The sequence below is a fragment of the Actinocorallia aurea genome (assembly GCF_054783995.1).
The window spans coordinates 585,203-602,422 of sequence record NZ_BAAGPQ010000012.1; the positions used below are offsets into that span (position 1 = coordinate 585,203).

The following is a 17,220-nucleotide window of genomic DNA, read 5'->3' on the forward strand; positions in this document are numbered from 1 at the left end:
CTGTATCGACATGGGTGCTCCCCTCTGGGGTCACGGTCGGGCGGTAGGTCGTCCGGGAGCGCCGTTCAAGAGCACTCCCGAAAGGCACGATCCGTGCTATTCACTTCCGAGCGGCGCCACGATGACGGTGTCCTCGAACGCGACTTCACCCTCGGAGACATCCCCGGCGTCTTGTGGACGCCCGGCTCCCTCTCCGCGTCCGCCCCGGTGCCGCTGATCCTCGTCGGTCACCCCGGCGGGCTGGACATGATGCGCCCCCGTGTGGCGGGGCGGGCCCGGCGCTACGCGGCGGAGCACGGCTTCGCCGCCGCCACGATCGAGCTCCCCGGCAGCGGTGCGCGACCCCGTTCGGCCGCCGCCGAGCAGGCCCGAGCCGACCTGCGCCGCGCGATGGCGGTCGGCGAACCGGTCGGTGAGATCGTCGACCGGCTCGCCTTGCCGCTGGTCGACCAGGCGGTCCCGGAACACCGGAGGGTCCTCGACGCACTCCTTTCCCAGCCCGGGATAGGCGGCCCGGTGGGATGCGAAGGGGGAGTGATCTCCATCGGCATCCGGCTGGCGGCGGTCGAGCCGCGCATCTCCGCCGCCGGTTTCTTCGCCGGCACCTTCGTCCCCGCCGCCCTGGTCGAGGAGGCCCGTCAGATCACCGTCCCGCTCCAGGTCCTGCTGCAGTGGGACGACGAGGGAAACGACCGCCAGGCGACGCTGGACCTCTTCGACGCCTTCGGTTCCAGCGAGAAGACCCTGCACGCCAACCTGGGCGGCCACACCGGCGTCCCGCCCTTCGAACTGGACGCCATGGCCCGCTTCTTCACCCGCCACCTGAAGTAACCCGACCAAGGCGCGCCACTTGCCACGAACCGTATAGACGACCGGACGCCGCCCGCCGCAACGCGGGCGGCGTCCCCTCAACCCCAGACGACCTATTAGAACCTTACTGCGTAAAGGTGCCGGGGCGGTCAGAGCCCGCATAAACAAAACCGACCCCAAACACAAAAGGACTAAAGACTCATTTAACAGGGGAGTCCGCCCGATTCATGCCCTGGTGTCCGTCCCGCCCTCGGCGATAGCGAAGCCTGACCAGCGTGCGCCGCCGGCGCCGCTTACCTCCGGAGGGCCAGGGCCCGGTCCGGATCGCCGCCGCAGATGTGATCGTCGCCAGGACCTCACCCCCAGATCCCCCCGCTCCCCGTCCGGTCGGCCCGGAGGACATACTCGGCGATAAACTCCACCCGACGTAGAGCTCGAGATTCAGCCAATCGGGAGCCTCCTCCCCGGCTGTCCGCTGGGTCGAGAGCTCGTAGACCGCAGTCTCGCGGTCAAACGGCACGAGCCGCTCGCCACCCAGGGGGCCGACCCGGAGCAGCTCATCGAAAAGACGCTCCAGCGCCTCCTCGGTGGTCTCCGCCTCGTCTCCTGACCTACACAAGAAGCTGGGCTGATAGGTCATCGCGAACGCTCCCGCACCCTCGTCGTGATGCCGATCTCAGCTACGTGCTGACCCCCGCGATCAGGCAGAGGGTGTGAATCCGCGGTCGTTGCGCGGCTTGGGCACCTCAGGTGGGATCCCCGTTCCATCACCGCGGAGGGGTCATGGAACGGGGATTCCGTGGCGTGGCGGCGGCAGTCGAGGACCGTGGGGCCACCGCGGTCTTGCTGTCGATGGCGGGGTGGTAGCCCTTTCGTCCGGCATCCCGGACACGGCATACCGACGGCCGCTGGCGCCTCCTGGTGAGGGTCGACGCCGGCGCCCCGCGTCCCGGGCCCGCGAGCATGAGGTCGGGTGCGGGCGGGGCGGCTTCTCCTCGGCCGGCGTGTGCCAGGGAATTGCGGGGCGTCTCTCTGGGGAGGGTGCGGCTGCTGGTGTGCGGGGGTGCTCAGGTCTCGTTTGGGGCTTGGGTCGCGGGGTCGGGTTCTCGGGTTGGGGTGGTCAGGTGGTCGAGGAGGGTGTCGCGGGTGGTTTCGGTGAGGGTTTCGCCGGTGACGAGCCAGCGGGTGATATCGAGGGTGTCGAGGAAGGGGAGGTCGTGGGAGGCGATGAGGAGGGCGCCTTGGAAGGAGGTGAGGGCTTCGGTGAGTTGGCGGACGCTGGTGGTGTCGAGGTTGTTGGTGGGTTCGTCGAGGATGAGGAGTTGGGGGGCGGGTTCGGCGAGCATGGTGGCGGCGAGGGCGGCGCGGAAGCGTTCTCCGCCGGACAGGGTGCCGGCGGGCTGGTCGGCGCGGGCGCCGCGGAAGAGGAAGCGGGCGAGGCTGGAGCGGATCTGGTTGTCGGGGGCGTGGGGGGCGGCGCGTTTGACGTTGTCGTAGACGGTGAGGGCCGGGTCGAGGACGTCGAGGCGCTGGGTGAGGAAGCGGGTCGGGACGTGGGTGCGGGCCTCCCCTTCGGCGGGCTCCAGGTCGCCGGTGAGGGTGCGCAGGAGGGTGGTCTTGCCGGAGCCGTTGCGGCCGACGAGGGCGATGCGTTCGGGGCCGTGGATGTGGAGGTGGGCGTCGGTGAGCGCGCCGTGCAGGGGTCGGACGTGGTCGAGGGTGAGGACGGTGCGTCCGGTGGGGACTGCGGTGTGGGGCAGGTCGACGGTGATGCGGGTGTCTTCGCGCAGGGCGTCGGCGGCGGCGTCGCGGCGTTCGCGGGCCTCGGTGAGGCGGTCTTCGGCGAGGGTGCGGAGTTTGCCCGCGCTCTCTTGTGCGGAGCGCTTCTTGGCGCCGGCGACGATGCGTGAGGCGCGGCGCTGGTCGTCCATCTTCTTGTTGTGGCGTTCGCGACGGGCGTTCTTGGTCTGGGCGTCGCGGAGTTCGCGCTGTTGGCGGCGGACGTCGGCTTCGGCGGTGCGGAGGGTGCGGGTGGCGGCTTCTTCCTGGATGTCGAGGGTGTGCTGGTAGTCGGTCCAGGTGCCGCCGTAGAGGGTGATGGCGCCGGCGCGGAGTTCGGCGATGCGGTCGACGCGTTCGAGGAGGTCGGTGTCGTGGCTGACGATGAGGAGGGTGCCGGTGCGCCAGGTGTCGACGGCGTCGTAGAGGCGGCGGCGGGCGTGGAGGTCGAGGTTGTTGGTGGGTTCGTCGAGGATGAGGATGTCGGGGCGTTGCAGGAGGAGGGCGGCGAGGTGGAGGAGGATGGTTTCGCCGCCGGACATGGCGCCTACGGTGCGGTCGAGGTCGAGGTCGAGGCCCAGGGTGGCGAGGGTGGCTTGGGCGCGTTCTTCGACGTCCCAGTCGTCGGCGAGGGTGGTGTAGTGGCGTTCGTCGGGGTCGCCGGATTCGATGGCGGCGAGTGCGGCGCGTTTGGCGTGGATGCCGAGGGCTTCGTCGACGCGTGCTTCGGTGTCGAGGGTGAGGTCTTGCGGGAGGTAGGCGAGGGTGCCCGGGGCGGTGATGGTGCCTCGGGTGGGGGTGAGGTCGCCTGTGATGAGGCGTAGGAGGGTGGTCTTGCCGGTGCCGTTGGCTCCGACGAGGCCGGTGCGGCCGCGGGGGAAGGTGGCGGTGAGGGCGTCGAAGACGGGGGTGTCGTCGGGCCGGTGGTAGGTGAGGTCGGTGAGGGTGATGCCGGTGGGCTGCTGGGCCATGGTGGTCTCGCTCGTCGCTGCGCGGGTGTGCGGGTGGGCGGCGTATGGCGAGCATCACGCGGCGACCTGGCCGGTGAAAGGGTGGTGTGGGTCCTGTGCGGGACGTGGGTACACCGAGGTCGCTGTTCGCGCGGCCACTCGCCTCGACGGGCGATGGGTGGCGGCGTACGGCTCGGCCGTACCGCGCGATGGTCGCGGACCTCAGATGTACAACGTTGCTCCGATCGGAGACGACAGGACCCTTCCAGCATACCTGAGGGTGTCTAGTGGCTCCAGCGGTTCCAGTGGATCACGGTTTCGGGGTCGGGGCGGGTGACGGGGCGGAAGGTGTCGCCGGTGTAGTGGGCGACGGGGGTGAGCATGAGTTGGCTGGTGGTGTCGTAGGGGATGCCGAGGAGGTCGGCGGCTTCCTTTTCCTGCTGGAGGTGGACGGAGGTCCAGCAGGTGCCGAGGCCGTGGAGGCGGGCGGCGAGCATGAAGGACCAGAGGGCGGGCATGGCGCTGGCGTAGAGGGAGGCGGAGACCCAGCCGGGCATGTTCTCGGCGCGGGTGACGCCTTCGATGCAGCCGATGACGATGGCGGGCATCTGGGGCATTTTGGCGGCGAGGTCTTCGGCGGAGGCGGCGGTGCGGGCCTGCTGGGCGGCTTCGGCGGGGTCTTCCTTGTGGATGCTGCCGATGTAGATGCCGTCGAGGCTGCGGTAGACGTCGAATCCGGCCTGGTAGAGGGCGCCGAGCCGGGTGACGAGGTCGGGGTCGTCGACGATGAGGTAGCGGATGGAGATGTTGTTGGAGCCGGCGGGGGCTTGGAGTGCGATGCGGACGCATTCGCGGAGGGTGTCGCGGGAGACGGGCCGGGTGGTGTCGAGGCGTTTGCGGACGGCGCGAGTGGTGGTGAGGAGTTCCAGGCCGGTGAGTGGGAGGGCGGTGGTGGCGTCGAAGGTGGTCATGGTCGCTCCGGGGGGTTGGTGAGCGGTTCCGCCGCGGCGCGGGCGGTCGTGTTGATCTTAGGCGGCGGTGTCCGGGTGGGCGGGGTTATCCACAGCCTGGTCGGCGGGTTGCGGGGTGGTGTGGCATCGTGTGGGTCATGGAGCCGCGGTTGGTGTTGGTGGTGGTGTACACGGAGCGGTTGGCGGAGTGCCGGGCGTTCTATGCGGGGTTGGGGTTGGGTCTGGTGGTGGAGCGGCATGGGCGGGGTCCGGAGCATTTCGCGGCCGAGCTCGGTGCGGGTGTGGTGTGCGAGTGGTATCCGGTGTCGGGGCGTGTTCCGGCGACGGGTGCGGGGTTGCGGTTGGGTGTGGTGGTGGCGGCGGGTTCGTGCGGGTTGTCCGTGGGGCGGCATGTGGTGGTGGATCCGGATGGGCGGAAAGTGGAGGTGGAGGTGGTGTGAAAGGGGAAGGCCCCCGCGCGGGTGCGCGGAGGCCTGGGCTGGTGCGGGGTCAGGTGGTGCGGAGGCCGGGGTCGCTCTGGCTGGGGCGGCCGTCTTCGATGTGGCCGGCGAGGCGGCGGCGGTAGGCGGGGGCATCGGGGGTGGTGATGGTGAGGTCGTACCAGGAGGAGGTGCGGTCGAGGCGGATGCCCTTCTTCCCTTTGAACAGCAGGCTTCGCGTGTTTCCCGGGGCGGCGGGCCCCGGCTCGATCAGGGGGTGCGGGCGGTGAGGTGGGGGTTGGCGGGGTGCATGGTGTGGGCCTTTCAGGTGCGGACGGGCATGACGAGGGTGGTGAAGCTGCCCTGGTCGGCGGAGCGGACGATGACGGGCAGGTCGGGTGCGGAGATCTCCAGGAGGGTGTCGGGGCCGAGTCCGGTCTCCAGTGCGGGGAGCAGGACGCGCGGGTCGAACGCGAGCCGGAGGGGTGGTCCGGTGCACAGGGCGGGCAGGGTTTCGTCGGGGGTGCCGGGCCGGGTGAGGGTGAGGTGGCCGGGCTCGGTGGCGAGGGTGACGGGGCCGCTTCCTGAGGTGAGGGTGGTGCGCAGTGCGGCGCGGTCGGTGATGATGCGGGCGCGGGGTTCGGCGAGGTCGTCGAGGATGCGCCGGTAGTCGGGGAAGTCCTCGTGGAGGGTGGGCAGCGGCCGGGTGTCGTCGTCGTGGCGCAGGCGGCTGCCGGTGTCGTCGGTGTTGAGGTCGACCCAGGGGTGGTGCAGCGCCCAGTCGGCGGCGGCGCGCAGTTCCTCGACGGGTACGACGCGTCGCCAGGGTGTGCCGTGGCGGAGTGCGGCGGGCAGGGCGCGGACGGCGAGGCGGTAGCGGTCGGTGGCGGCGAGGCGGATCTCGGCGTGGTCGACTTCGATGAGGATGCCGCCGAGGACGGGGTGGGCGTCGCGGGTGTCGCCGGTGGCGGCGGAGGGGGCGACCTGGCGGACGGCGCTGGCGAGGGCGGCGCCGTCGAGGCGGGCGCTGCGGGCGGGGGGTGGCGTGTGGTCGGCCAGGAGGGCGTCGATGGCGGTCTGGACGTCTTGGGCGGTGGTGCGGGTGCGGTGGGCGTGTTCGTGCAGGAGGGTGCGGGCGGTTTCGGGTGGGCCGTCGAGGATGGCGGTGGCGTCGGGGAGGGGGATGGCGGCGTCGCGCAGGCGGCGGAGGGTGCGGGCGCGGGTCTCCTGGGCGGTGCTGTAGTAGCGGTAGCCGGTGGCGGTGTCGACGCGGGCGGGGTGCAGGATGCCGCAGTCGTCGTAGAAGCGCAGGGCGCTGGGGGTGAGGCCGACCGCGCGGGCGAAGGTCCCGATGCTCATGAGCTCGTCGTCGTGGTGCATGGGGGCCGATTGTGGGCCTTCGAGCGGGTCGAAGGTCAAAGCCGCGCCGGGTCAGAGGGCGGGCAGGAGGTCTGGCAGGTCGGCGAGGGTGGTGATGCGGTGGACGCCGGGCGGGAGTTCGGCGGGTGGGTGGGGGGTGCGGTCGATCCAGATGCCGTGCAGGCCGGCGGTGTGGGCGGCTTGGGCGTCGATGTCGAGGCGGTCGCCGATGTAGGCGACGTCGGCGGGCGGGAGGCCGAGGGTGGCGCAGGCGTGGTGGAAGGCTTCGGGGGCGGGTTTGGCGTGGCCGATCTGTTCGGAGCAGGCGAGGAATTCGAAGTGGTGGCGCAGGCCGAGGGTGGTGAGTTTGCGGTGCTGGAGGGGGGCGGTGGAGTTCGACAGGACGGCGTGGCGGTGGGCGATGAGGGTGGCGAGGGCGGGGGCGGCGTCGGGGAAGGCGGTCCAGGCGGCTTCGTAGTGGGCGAGGTAGCGGGCGAACCAGGCGTCGGCGGTGGTGGCGTCGGTGGCGGCGCCGAGGTAGGCGCGGACGCGTTCGCGGCGCTGTTCGAGGAAGGTGATCTCGCCGTCGGTGTAGCGGCCGTAGTGGTGGTCGGTGAGGGTGCGCCAGTGGGTGAGGGCGGCGGTGTCGGCGGGCAGGCCTTCGGCGGTGAGGTGGCGGGCGATGGCTGCCGTGTCGGCTCCGGAGTGGTCGAAGAGCGTGTCGTCGACGTCCCACAGGATGGCTTTGACCACCCTGTCAGGGTAGTGCCTGCCGTCGCCGGCCGCCGGGAGGGTAGCTGTGCCTGTCGGGTCCGGAGGGCGGTGAGGCGGCTGCGGTGGCGATGCTGTCGGAGGGCTGGGAGGTTCTGGTGGAGCGCTTGACCCGGCCCTGACCGTGACTCCGGACGTTGGCTCTGTTTATGATAGTGACCTGAACCACGCTGGACGAAGGGGCGCGCATGGGCGGAGTCGACGGGCCTGAAGGCACCGGGCGGGACACGGCGATCTTCGGGGTGCTCAGCGCGCTCGACCTCGCCGAGACCGGCCCGGACGCCTACCTCGCGCCCGCCTTCCACGGCATCGACGCCCCCCGCTCCTACGGCGGCCAGCTCTTGGCCCAGGGCCTCGTCGCGGCCGCGGGGACCGTGCCCGGCGCGGTCCCCGCGCACTCCCTGCACGCCTACTTCCTGCGCGGCGGCGACCCCCGCAAGGACACCGCGTTCACCGTCCGGAGGCTGCGCGACGGACGCCGCCTGTCCAGCCGCGCGGTGGAGATCAGTCAGGACGACCGGGTCCTGGCCACGATGACGGTGTCGTTCGCCGCCCCCGCTGAGGGCCTGTCCCACCAGGCGAAGGCGCCCGACGTCGCGCCGCCCGAGGCGCTGCCGACCCTGGTGGAGTGGAGCGGGAGCCACGGCGCCGATCCCGAGCACCTGTGGGACATGCCGACCGTCGACACGCGGGTGGCGCCCGACGTCCCGCCGCACGGCAGCCTGGCCTGGCACCGCATGGCCGGTTCCGCGCCCGACGACCCCGCCCTGCACCAGGCGCTGCTGGTGTACCTGTCGGATGTGACGACGCTGGCGGGCGTGCTGGTCCCGCACGGGATGCCGCTGGGGGTGGAGGTCGCCGACGGGCAGGTGTGGGACGCGGTGTCGCTGGACCACGCGGTGTGGTTCCACCGGGCGGCCCGCGCCGATGACTGGCTGCTGTTCGTGCAGGACTCGCCCGTTGCCGAGGGCGGCCGCGGCCTGGTCCGTGCCGATGTGTTCGCCGCCGACGGCCTCCTGGTCGCCTCGATCGCCCAGGAGGGCTTGTTCTACCCGCGCTGACGCGGTCCCGGCCCCCGCCGGACAGGAAAGTGAAGGAGACGCCCATGAGCACTCTGCCGTCGTTGGCGGTGTCGCTGGGGTTCTGGCAGGACCGGCCCCCGGCCGAGGCGCTGGACACCGCCCGGCACGCCGACGCGCTCGGCTACGAGCGGCTGTGGATCGGGGAGATGGCCACCTATGACGCGTTCGCGCTGGCCACCCGGATCGCGGCGGAGACCCGGTTGGCGCTGACCGTCGGGCCTTTGGCGGTCGCGGTGCGCGATCCGATGCTGATCGCCCGGGGCGCGGCGTCGGTCGCCGACCTGGCGGGGCGGGTGGTGGACGTGGCGGTCGGCACGTCGAGCCCGCTGGTGGTCGCGCACTGGCACGGCAGGTCCCGTGAGCGGTCGGCGACGGTCCTGCGCGAGTCGGTGCAGGCGCTGGGGCCGCTGCTGGCGGGCGAGAAGGCGGACTTCCGCGGTGAGGTCGTCTCCAGCCGCGGCTACCGGCTGCGCCTGCCCGCGCCCGGCTCGTCCCTGGCCGTCGCGGCGTTCGGCCCGTCGGCGGTGCGGACCGCGGCCCGGCACGCCGACCGGATGGTGCTGAACCTGCTCACCCCCGCCTCGGCCGCCGCGCTGACCGCGGCGATGCGCGCGGAGGCCGCTGAGGCGGGCCGGGTGGCTCCGGCGGTGACGGCGTGGGTGAGCGCCGCCGACGCGGGTGATCCCGAGGCCGTCGAGCAGGTCCGGCGCGGTGTCGTCGGCTATCTGGCGGCGCCCGGGTACGCCGAGATGTTCACCGAGGCAGGGTTCGGTGAGCTCGTCGCGTTCGCCCGGACCCGCCCGCACCCCGGGGAGCTGCTGGCCGCGGTGCCGCGTGAGCTCGTCGCGACGGTCGGGTTGGTCGGCTCCGATGAGGAGGTCCGCGCCCAGCTCGCCGCTTATGCCGCGGCGGGTGTGGACGAGGTTGCGGTCGTGCCGGCGAGCGTCGACGGGGACCCGGGCGGGCGCGCCGTCCTGGAGCGGCTGCGCCGCCTCGTCTGAGCTGTTTCTTTCGAGCCGTTTCTTTCGAAGAGCGGCCTCACCCGGCGGGCGCGGGAGCGTCCGCCGGGGCGAACGCGACCTGCGTGCGCTCCAGGGCCGTGCCGCAGCCTCGGCAGCGCAGGGCGGGTCGCAGCGGCTGGCCGCAGGCCTGGTGCAGCAGGCGTACGTCGCTGCCGGGTGGGCCGGTGTGCCAGCGCTGCGCCCAGTCGGCGAGCAGCGCGAAGACGCCGCTGAAGGCCGCGCCCTTGTCGGTGAGCAGGTAGCGGCGGGCCGCGCCGGCGCCTTCGGCGCGCAGGACGCCCAGGTCGGTGAAGCGGCGCAGCCGGTGCGCCAGGACCGACGGGGACACGCCAAGCTCCCGCTCGAAGTCGGCGAACCGCCGCACGCCGAGCAGCGCGGCGGCGAGCAGGACGGTCGCCCACCGGTCGCCGAGGATCTCGAACGTCTCGGGGAAGTACGACAGGGCGTCGGTGGGGGCGCGGCTGCTCCTGCGGTGCAGGCGCGGGACGGCGAGGCGGGCGAATGTGGCCGTGCCGCGCTCGGCGGTGATGTCGCGGGCGGTCACGGGGGCGCGGCCGCAGGCGGCGCAGGCGAGGTCGGCGTCGGTGGGGGCGCCGCAGCCGTGGTGCAGCAGCGCGGGCAGGGCGGTGCGGCGCGGCACCCAGGCGCGCTCCCACGACCACAGGGCGATGAGGAGCGGCCACAGGTCGAGTGATTTCTCGGTGAGGAGGTACTCGGTGCGGGTGCGGCCGTCGGTCCGGTAGGGGGAGGGCGCGAGGAGGCCGCCCGCCTGGAGTTCCCTCAGGCGGGCGGCCAGGACGGACTCCGAGACGCCCAGGGCGTCGCGCCAGTCGGCGAAGCGGCGGATCCGCTGGTGGAAAGCGCGCTGGAGGATGAGCAGGGTCCACTGGTCGCCGATGGCCAGCAGTGCCTGGCCGATCGCGCTCGGTCTCGCCTCGGCCGTCATGCCGTCCGCCTCCCGCTGGTCGCCTCGCCCGTTGATGCTACCCGCTGGCTTCGGCTACCGAAGTGGAGGCGGGCGGGGGTGTCAGGTGTCGAAGTCGGTGGTGGCGGTGCGGCCGAAGCCCGCCAGGAGTGTCGCCCGGTCGTAGTACTCCAGCCATTCGGCGACCAGTCCGGAGTCGTCGTAGGACAGGACGCCGACGACGGGCACCTCGGTGCGGCCGTGGTCGTTGGCGAACACGTCGCGGCGCTCCAGGAACACCCGTCCGTCGATCACGCCCAGCGCCCGGACTTGCAGATCCAGGTGGGTGAGGCCGACCGCCAGGTGGGCGAGCCGCTCGGCGATCGCCGCGCGGCCGCGTAGCGGCTCCTGCATGACGCTGTGCAGGACGCCGTCGGGGGCGAACAGCGCCACGATCGCCGTCCAGTCCCGGGCGTTCCACGCCGCGACCATCTCCCGCGCCGCGGTGATCTTGTCGTCGTCGGTCATCGGAGGTCCTTTCCGGACGTCAGGCCGGCGCGCAGGTCCCGCTTGAGGACCTTGCCGACGGGGTTGCGGGGCAGCTCGGCGCGGATTTCGAGGCGTTCGGGCAGCTTGTAGGAGGCGATCTTGCAGTTGCGCAGGAACTCCACGAGCCCTTCCAGCGACGGGTCCGCGCCGGGCCGGGGCACGACGACCGCGCAGGCCTTCTCGCCCAGGACGGGGTCGGGATAGCCGACGACGGCGACCTCCGCGACGTCCGGATGGCCCGCCAGCAGGCCCTCCAGCTCGGCTGGGGCGATGTTCATGCCGCCCCGGATGATGAGGTCCTTCGCCCGGTCCACGTACCGCAGGAACCTGCCGTCCCGGCCGGCGATGACGAACACGTCGCCGGTCCTGAGGTAGCCGTCGTCGTCGAACGGCGAGGGCAGCGCCTCCCCGCCCAGGTAGCCCGCGAAGACCATCGGGCCCTTGATGCGCAGCTCGCCCGGCACGCCCGGCTCGGTCACCTCCGCGCCGGTGTCGGGGTCGGTGAGCCGGATCGAGACCTGGCGCGAGATCCGCGACGACCACGGGACGCCCGGCGCGCCGAAGTGCGGGAAGTACAGGGCGCGCTCTTCGGGGTCGGGCACGTCGTGCGGGTCGGTGAGCAGCGCGATGCCCTCGTTGGAGCCGAAGAAGTTGATGATGCCGATGCCGTGCCGCTCCTGCCAGCCGCGCACCATCGACGGGGCGAGCGGCGCCGAGCCCGATCCGATGAGCCGCAGCGACGACAGGTCGGTGGCGGACAGGAGTTCCTCGCGGGCCAGCAGCATCGTCAGCAGTGCCGGGGGTGCGACGGTGTAGGTGGCCTTCTCGGTCTCGATCTGGGCCAGGAACGTCGGCAGGTCGAACGGGTGGTGCTGGACCAGGACGCCGCCGACGCGCAGCCACGGCAGGAACATCCCGTTGATGCCCGCCATGTTCACCATCGGGAACGGGTTCAGCAGCACGTCGGCGTCGGTGAGGCGGGGCGCGTCGACCGTCGCCCAGCTCATCGCCAGCCAGTCCAGATGGGTGCGCGGCACGCCCTTGGGGGTGCTCTCGGTGCCGGAGGTCCAGCAGATCGTCACGCAGTCGTTCGGATCGGCCGGATGCGCCGCGGTGTGGGCCGCGACCCGCGCGGCCGCGCCGGGTGCGGAGGTGACGGGCACGACGGCGCCGGGCAGCGGGCCGGAGCCGAACGCGAACACCGTCCGCAGCGCGGGCAGGGCGGCGCGCAGTGCGGCGATCTCCGCCGCCGGGCGCCGCTCGCCGACCCGTGCCGCGGTCAGGAACGCGGCGAAGCCCGCCAGCCGTCCCAGCTCGGTGATCTCCCGTTCGCGGTACTGGACGGGCAGCGGCGAGACGATCGCGCCGATTCGCCAGCACGCCAGGTAGGCGGCGACCAGTTCGACGGTGTTGGGCAGCTGGACGCCCACCACGTCGCCGGCGCCGACCCCGTGGGCGAGCAGCAGGTCGGCCAGGGCGTCGGTGTCGGCGTCGATCTGCCGCCAGGTCAGGCGGCGGGGCGGCTCGCCGGTCAGGCGCTCCTTGTCGGCCGGGTCGATCAGTGCGAGGCGGTCGGGTCCGGCCGCGACGCGCGCGCGGAACAGGGCGTCCATCGTCTCGTCGCCCCACCAGCCGCGCGCGGTGTAGTCGGCGACGCGGTCGGCCGGGTGCAGGCCGCGGTGCATGGGTGCTCCCTTGCTGTCGGAGAACGGGAGAAACGGGATGAAGGGGGCGCGGTCCGCGCCGACCGCGCCCCCGGGGAAGGGACGGCCGTGAGGCCGTCCCGGCTCATTGACCGGCGATGGAGATGACGTCGCCGGCGGGCTCGAACACCTTCTTGTCGGCGCTCCAGGTGAACGGGCGGAACGCGCCGATGCCGAGGGAGGTCTCCGGCGTCATCTCCCAGTCGATGCCGTCGATGAACATCGGCGGCGAGTACGTCTGGGTGCGGGCGACCTTGATGATGCCGAGCCTGCTGAGGCCGTCGTCGGAGGCGGCGGCCTTGGTGAACGCGTCGACCATCAGGTCACCGATGGCCCAGCCGTTGACGGTGTAGTTGTTCAGCGGCGCCTTGACGCCGTGCGCGGCGGCATCGGCCAGGTACTGCTTCACCCCGGCGTCCTCGGCGTAGATGGGGTTGGCCGGGTCCTTCAGCCACACCATCACCTGCTGGCCGTCGGCGGCGTCGCCGGCGGGCTCGTAGAGGCTCTTGCCGTCGACGCAGTTCGCGGGCTGCACGAACGTCTCGGGCTTCCAGCCGGAGCGGCCGACGGCCTGGCTGAGGGACAGGCAGTCGGTGGTGACGCCCGCGTCGATGAGGACGGGCGCGCCGCTCTCCTTCAGCGTGGTGACCGCCGCGTTCGGGTCGGTGAGGGGCGCTTCGGCCGCGATCGTGATGTCGGTGCCTTCGATGGCCTTCTTGAAGCCGTTCGCGTAGCTCTGCCCGGACTCGGTCTGGTTCGCGGCCAGCGCGACCTTCACCCCGTCCGGGTACTTCTTCTTCAGCTGCTCCACCACGACCGCCATCTCGGTCTCGCTGGAGGGCAGGTACTCCGTCGTCCACGGGAAGTTCACCGCGTCGCGGTACTCCGGCACGGCCGCCTGGGCGAACAGCAGCGGCACGCACGCCTCGTTCTGGTCGTCGGCCGCGGCGTTCAGCTGCCCGGACCCGAACACCTCCAGGACGTGCACGCCGTCCTTCTGGATCAGCTCGTTCACGTTGGCCTTGGCGCGCTCGGGGTTGAACGCGTCGTCCTTGGCGACGACCTCCAGTTTGACGCCGCCGATGCCGCCCGCGTCGTTGGCGACGGCGAACCGGGCGGTCATCCCGTCGATGACGGCGCCCGCGGCCGCGGCCAGCGGGCCCGACAGCGGCGCGCTCCACCCGACCTTCAGGGTGCCGGTGATCGCGGCGGTCGTGGCGTCGGGGTCGAGGCAGTCGTCGGCGGTGACGACGCCGCCCGCCGTGCCGGAGGCGGTCTCGTCCTCGGCTCCGGTGCCGCAGCCCGCGAGGAGCAGCACGGCGGTGGCGCCGACGGCGGCCAGTCGCATCGATCGCATGGTCGTACTCATTTCTGTGTCGTCTCGCGCTGGGGCGAGCCGGGGGTGGGGGTGGGGGGAAGGTCCGGTGCGGGGGCTTCGATCCGGACGAGGCGGCGGCCGAGCGTGCCGAGCCGTCCGGCGATGCCCTCAGGCATGAGGAACACGATCGCGATGAGCACGGCGCCGAACAGGATGCCCGAGACGTGCCCGGACACCAGGTCGGCGGTGTAGTAGGGCAGGAACACCACGGCCAGGGCGCCGGCGACGGGCCCGTAGAGGGTGGCGGCGCCGCCGAGGAACAGGCCGGTGATGAGCTCGATCGACTTCAGGAGGGTGAAGGAGCCGTCCGGGGACAGCGCGCCGACGTACATGGCGAACAGGCCGCCCGCCAGGCCCGTGACGGCGCCGGACAGGCCGAACGCGAGCGTCTTGACCGAGGCGATGTGCACGCCGGACGCCGCCGCCGACAGCTCGTTGTCGCGCACGGCGACCATCGCCTTGCCCAGGCGGCTGCGGGTCAGGTTGCGGATCAGGAGGATCACGACGATGAGGACGACGGCGCACACCCAGTACAGCCACAGGTACCGCTGCCCCGCGCCCAGGCCCGTCCACTCGGGCGGGGCGAGCTGCCGGGAGCGGATCACCAGGCCGGCCGCGCCGCCGGTCAGGTCGGCGAACCGCTTGACCAGCTCGGGGAACGCCACCCCGACCGCGAGCGTCACCAGCGCCAGGTACAGGCCGCGGATGCGCAGGGCGGGCAGGCCGACGACGAAGCCGAGCGCGAAGCACAGGACCGCGGCGACCGGCAGGGTCAGCAGCGGCTCCACCCGGTAGGAGACGATCATGACGCCGGTGGTGTAGGCGCCGAGGCCGAAGAACGCCGAGTGGCCGATCGACAGCAGTCCGGTGTAGCCGGTGACGAGGTTGAGGCCGCTGATCGCGATCGCGAAGATCAGGACGCTGGTGAGCTGGCCGACCCGGAACGGCTCCAGTCCCGAGCCCAGGTAGAGGGCGGCGAGCGCGAGGACGGGTCCGGCGGCGACGGCGGCGCGGTGCGCCGTGCTGCCGCGGACCAGGGTGAGCAGGGGTCCGCGCGGGCTCTTGGCGGGGGCGGGGGCGGGGGCCGCGGGTTCGGCGCTGGTGGTGGTCACAGCCGCTCCATCTGTCGGGTGCCGAACAGGCCGGTCGGCCGGAACAGCAGGATCAGGACGATGACGACGAGCGCGGCGGTCTGCTGGAGGGTGCCGCCGATGAAGTCGACGTAGCCGGTGATCATCGCCTCCAGCAGGCCGATGGCCAGGCCGCCGACGACCGCGCCGCCGGGGCTGTCGAGGCCGCCGAACAGGGCGGCGGCCGAGGCGTAGATGAGGATGGGGAACATCGTCGTCAGGGACAGCTGCTGCGCCGACAGGGGGGCGATGAGGACGCCGGCCAGGGAGCCGATGACGCCGGCCAGGCCCCAGCCGAGCATGAGGATCCGGCTCGTGGGCACGCCGGCCAGGGCCGCCGATTCGGGGTTGTCGGCGACGGCGCGCATGTGCAGGCCGAGGCGGGTGCGGTTGAACAGGGCGAAGACCAGGCCGATGAGGACGGCGACGACCAGCCAGACGCCGAGCGCGTCGAAGTACAGGCGGGCGCCGCCGACGGCCAGGTAGTCGTCCTGTCCGCCGGGCAGCAGGCCGGGCATCGTCTTGGTCTCGGCGTCGAACAGCAGCCCGGCGAGTGCGTTGAAGCCGGTGAACAGGCCGAGCGCGACGATGAGGGTCGCCATGTCGTTGCGGCGCCGTACGGGCCGGATGAGGGTGCGCTCGACGGTCGCGCCGAGCACGAACCCGACCGCGCAGGCGGCCAGTGCCGCCGCCCATACGGGGATGCCCTGGGTGGTGAGGGCCCAGGCGATGTAGGTGGTGAACAGCGCCATCTCGCCTTGGGCGAAGTTGATGGTGCCGGTGCCGCGGAACACCACGACCAGGGCGAGCGCCATGATGGCGTAGACGGTGCCGTTGGTGACGCCGTCGAACAGGCGCTCCAGGAAGATGTCCATCGTCGTCTCCTGTCTCAGAGGCCGAGGTAGGCGCGGCGGATGGACTCATCGCCCCGGAAGCGGTCGGCGTCGCCTTCGGCGACGACCCGGCCGACCTCCAGGAGGTAGACGCGCGAGGCGAGGCGCAGTGCGAGGTCGGCGTTCTGCTCGACCAGCAGCAGTGCGGTGCCCCGCTCGCGGTTGACCTCGGCGAGCACGTCGAACAGCTCGCCGACGATCTTGGGGGCGAGGCCGAGGCTGGGCTCGTCGCACAGCAGCAGTCTCGGGCGGCTCATCAGGGCGCGGGCGACGGCGAGCATCTGCTGCTCGCCGCCCGACAGCGTTCCGGCCTCCTGCTTGGCGCGCTGGGCGAGGATCGGGAAGACCGCGCACCACTGGTCGATGTCGGCGGCGATCTCGTCGGCGTCCTTGCGCAGGGCGGCGCCGACGCGCAGGTTGTCCAGGACCGACAGGTGCGAGAACGTGCCGCGGCCCTGCGGGACGAGGCTGATGCCCGCCGCGACGATCTGGGGCGCGGCCAGGCCGTCCAGCGGCGTGCCGTCGAGGGTGATCGTGCCGGTGTGCGGGATGAGGCCGGACAGGGCGCGCATCGTGGTGGTCTTGCCGGCGCCGTTGGCGCCCAGGATGACGGCGACCTCGCCGGCCTCGACGCTCAGGTCGAGGCCGTGCAGGACGCGTGCGGGTCCGTATCCGGCGCACAGGCCGGTGACCTCCAGCAGGCTCATGCGGTCCTCCCCAGGTAGGCGGCGAGCACGCGCTCGTCGCCGCGGACGTCCTCGGGGGAGCCTTCGGCGATGTCGCGGCCGGACTCCATCGCCACGACGTGGTCGCTGATGCCCATGACCAGGCCCATGTGGTGCTCGACGAGCAGGGCACCCAGGCCGCGCTCGGCGCGCAGGCGCAGGATCAGCTCGCCGAGTTCGTCGACCTCGGCGTGGGTGAGGCCGCCTGCGGGTTCGTCGAGCAGGAGCAGGCGGGGCCGGCCGGCGAGGGCGCGGGCGAGTTCCACGCGCTTGAGGGTGCCGAACGGCAGGCCCGCGGCCTCCTGGTGGGCGACGTCGGCCAGGCCCAGGTCGTCGAGGATGTCCATGGCCTCGGCGGCCAGCGCGCGGTGCGCCCTGCGGGGGCGGGGCAGGCCGAGCACGGAGGCGGTGAAGCCGGAGGCGTCGCGGGAGTGCGCGCCGAGCAGGGTGTTGTCCAGGACGCTCAGGGAGGGGAACAGGGCGAGGTTCTGGAACGTGCGGGCGATGCCGAGCCGGATGATCCGGTCGGGGCGGGTGCGCAGCAGGTCGTGCCCGGCGAAGGTGATGGTGCCCGCGTCGGGCCGGTACAGGCGGGTGACGCAGTTGAACAGGGTGGTCTTGCCCGCTCCGTTGGGGCCGATGAGCCCGCGGATCTCGCCGGGGGCCACGGTCAGGGACACCCGGTCGAGGGCGGTCACTCCGCCGAAGCTGAGCGTCAGGTCGCCGACCCTCAGTTCGGGGGGCGGATCGTGGGACATGGGCGGCGGGCTCCTCT

The 17,220-nt window shown here is 72.4% G+C and carries 16 protein-coding genes; 4 read left to right on the plus strand and 12 right to left on the minus strand.

Annotated features, from left to right (window positions below; all coding sequences use genetic code 11):
• Positions 1–93: 93 nt before the first annotated feature.
• A complete protein-coding gene (locus tag ACYVOM_RS15265; protein ID WP_460304010.1) occupies positions 94–831 on the plus strand; it encodes a dienelactone hydrolase family protein in 738 nt (245 codons plus the stop codon).
• Between the two features lie 1,046 nt (positions 832–1,877).
• Here ACYVOM_RS15265 and ACYVOM_RS15270 read toward each other — a convergent pair.
• Both ACYVOM_RS15270 and ACYVOM_RS15275 read right to left on the minus strand, forming a co-directional pair.
• Entirely contained in the window at positions 1,878–3,560 is a 1,683-nt protein-coding gene (locus tag ACYVOM_RS15270; protein ID WP_460304011.1) for an ABC-F family ATP-binding cassette domain-containing protein, read from the minus strand.
• A 263-nt stretch (positions 3,561–3,823) separates the two neighbouring features.
• Positions 3,824–4,510 carry a nitroreductase family protein gene (locus tag ACYVOM_RS15275; RefSeq protein WP_460304012.1) on the minus strand — a complete coding sequence of 229 codons (687 nt, stop codon included), beginning with the start codon at positions 4,508–4,510 and terminating at the stop codon, positions 3,824–3,826.
• Between the two features lie 152 nt (positions 4,511–4,662).
• On the opposite strand from ACYVOM_RS15275, the gene ACYVOM_RS15280 reads away from it, so the two are divergent.
• Complete coding sequence (locus tag ACYVOM_RS15280) at positions 4,663–4,950, plus strand: glyoxalase/bleomycin resistance/dioxygenase family protein (RefSeq protein ID WP_460304367.1); 288 nt, start codon at positions 4,663–4,665, stop codon at positions 4,948–4,950.
• A 303-nt stretch (positions 4,951–5,253) separates the two neighbouring features.
• On the opposite strand, the gene ACYVOM_RS15285 is transcribed toward ACYVOM_RS15280, so the two are convergent.
• Positions 5,254–6,309 (minus strand): DNA polymerase III subunit beta family protein, encoded by a 1,056-nt coding sequence (locus ACYVOM_RS15285; RefSeq protein ID WP_460304013.1) that lies wholly within the window; start codon positions 6,307–6,309, stop codon positions 5,254–5,256.
• A gap of 51 nt (positions 6,310–6,360) precedes the next feature.
• On the minus strand, positions 6,361–7,041 hold the full coding sequence (locus ACYVOM_RS15290; RefSeq protein ID WP_460304014.1) for an HAD family hydrolase: 681 nt from the start codon (positions 7,039–7,041) through the stop codon (positions 6,361–6,363).
• A 206-nt stretch (positions 7,042–7,247) separates the two neighbouring features.
• Here ACYVOM_RS15290 and ACYVOM_RS15295 point away from each other — a divergent pair, with 206 nt between their 5' ends.
• Together ACYVOM_RS15295 and ACYVOM_RS15300 are read left to right on the plus strand one after the other, a co-directional pair.
• Complete coding sequence (locus ACYVOM_RS15295; RefSeq protein WP_460304015.1) at positions 7,248–8,120, plus strand: acyl-CoA thioesterase; 873 nt, start codon at positions 7,248–7,250, stop codon at positions 8,118–8,120.
• A 44-nt stretch (positions 8,121–8,164) separates the two neighbouring features.
• Complete coding sequence (locus tag ACYVOM_RS15300) at positions 8,165–9,142, plus strand: LLM class F420-dependent oxidoreductase (protein ID WP_460304016.1); 978 nt, start codon at positions 8,165–8,167, stop codon at positions 9,140–9,142.
• A 37-nt stretch (positions 9,143–9,179) separates the two neighbouring features.
• On the opposite strand, the gene ACYVOM_RS15305 is transcribed toward ACYVOM_RS15300, so the two are convergent.
• From ACYVOM_RS15305 to ACYVOM_RS15340, 8 genes are all read right to left on the minus strand, one after another.
• A complete protein-coding gene (locus ACYVOM_RS15305; RefSeq protein ID WP_460304017.1) occupies positions 9,180–10,109 on the minus strand; it encodes a winged helix-turn-helix transcriptional regulator in 930 nt (309 codons plus the stop codon).
• Between the two features lie 81 nt (positions 10,110–10,190).
• Entirely contained in the window at positions 10,191–10,595 is a 405-nt protein-coding gene (locus ACYVOM_RS15310; protein WP_460304018.1) for a nuclear transport factor 2 family protein, read from the minus strand.
• Complete coding sequence (locus ACYVOM_RS15315; RefSeq protein WP_460304019.1) at positions 10,592–12,301, minus strand: class I adenylate-forming enzyme family protein; 1,710 nt, start codon at positions 12,299–12,301, stop codon at positions 10,592–10,594. The genes ACYVOM_RS15310 and ACYVOM_RS15315 overlap by 4 nt, the downstream gene beginning before the upstream one ends.
• A 103-nt stretch (positions 12,302–12,404) precedes the next feature.
• A complete protein-coding gene (locus ACYVOM_RS15320) occupies positions 12,405–13,676 on the minus strand; it encodes an ABC transporter substrate-binding protein (RefSeq protein ID WP_460304020.1) in 1,272 nt (423 codons plus the stop codon).
• A gap of 8 nt (positions 13,677–13,684) precedes the next feature.
• Positions 13,685–14,809: a branched-chain amino acid ABC transporter permease gene (locus tag ACYVOM_RS15325; protein WP_460304021.1), complete on the minus strand. Its 1,125-nt coding sequence runs from the start codon at positions 14,807–14,809 to the stop codon at positions 13,685–13,687.
• The gene (locus ACYVOM_RS15330) at positions 14,806–15,702 is read right to left on the minus strand and encodes a branched-chain amino acid ABC transporter permease (RefSeq protein ID WP_460304022.1); all 897 of its coding nucleotides are present in this window, start codon (positions 15,700–15,702) and stop codon (positions 14,806–14,808) included. Before ACYVOM_RS15330 ends, ACYVOM_RS15325 begins: the two co-directional genes overlap by 4 nt.
• Before the next feature lie 14 nt (positions 15,703–15,716).
• Positions 15,717–16,427 (minus strand): ABC transporter ATP-binding protein, encoded by a 711-nt coding sequence (locus ACYVOM_RS15335; protein ID WP_460304023.1) that lies wholly within the window; start codon positions 16,425–16,427, stop codon positions 15,717–15,719.
• Complete coding sequence (locus ACYVOM_RS15340; RefSeq protein ID WP_460304024.1) at positions 16,424–17,203, minus strand: ABC transporter ATP-binding protein; 780 nt, start codon at positions 17,201–17,203, stop codon at positions 16,424–16,426. Before ACYVOM_RS15340 ends, ACYVOM_RS15335 begins: the two co-directional genes overlap by 4 nt.
• Positions 17,204–17,220: the final 17 nt, after the last annotated feature.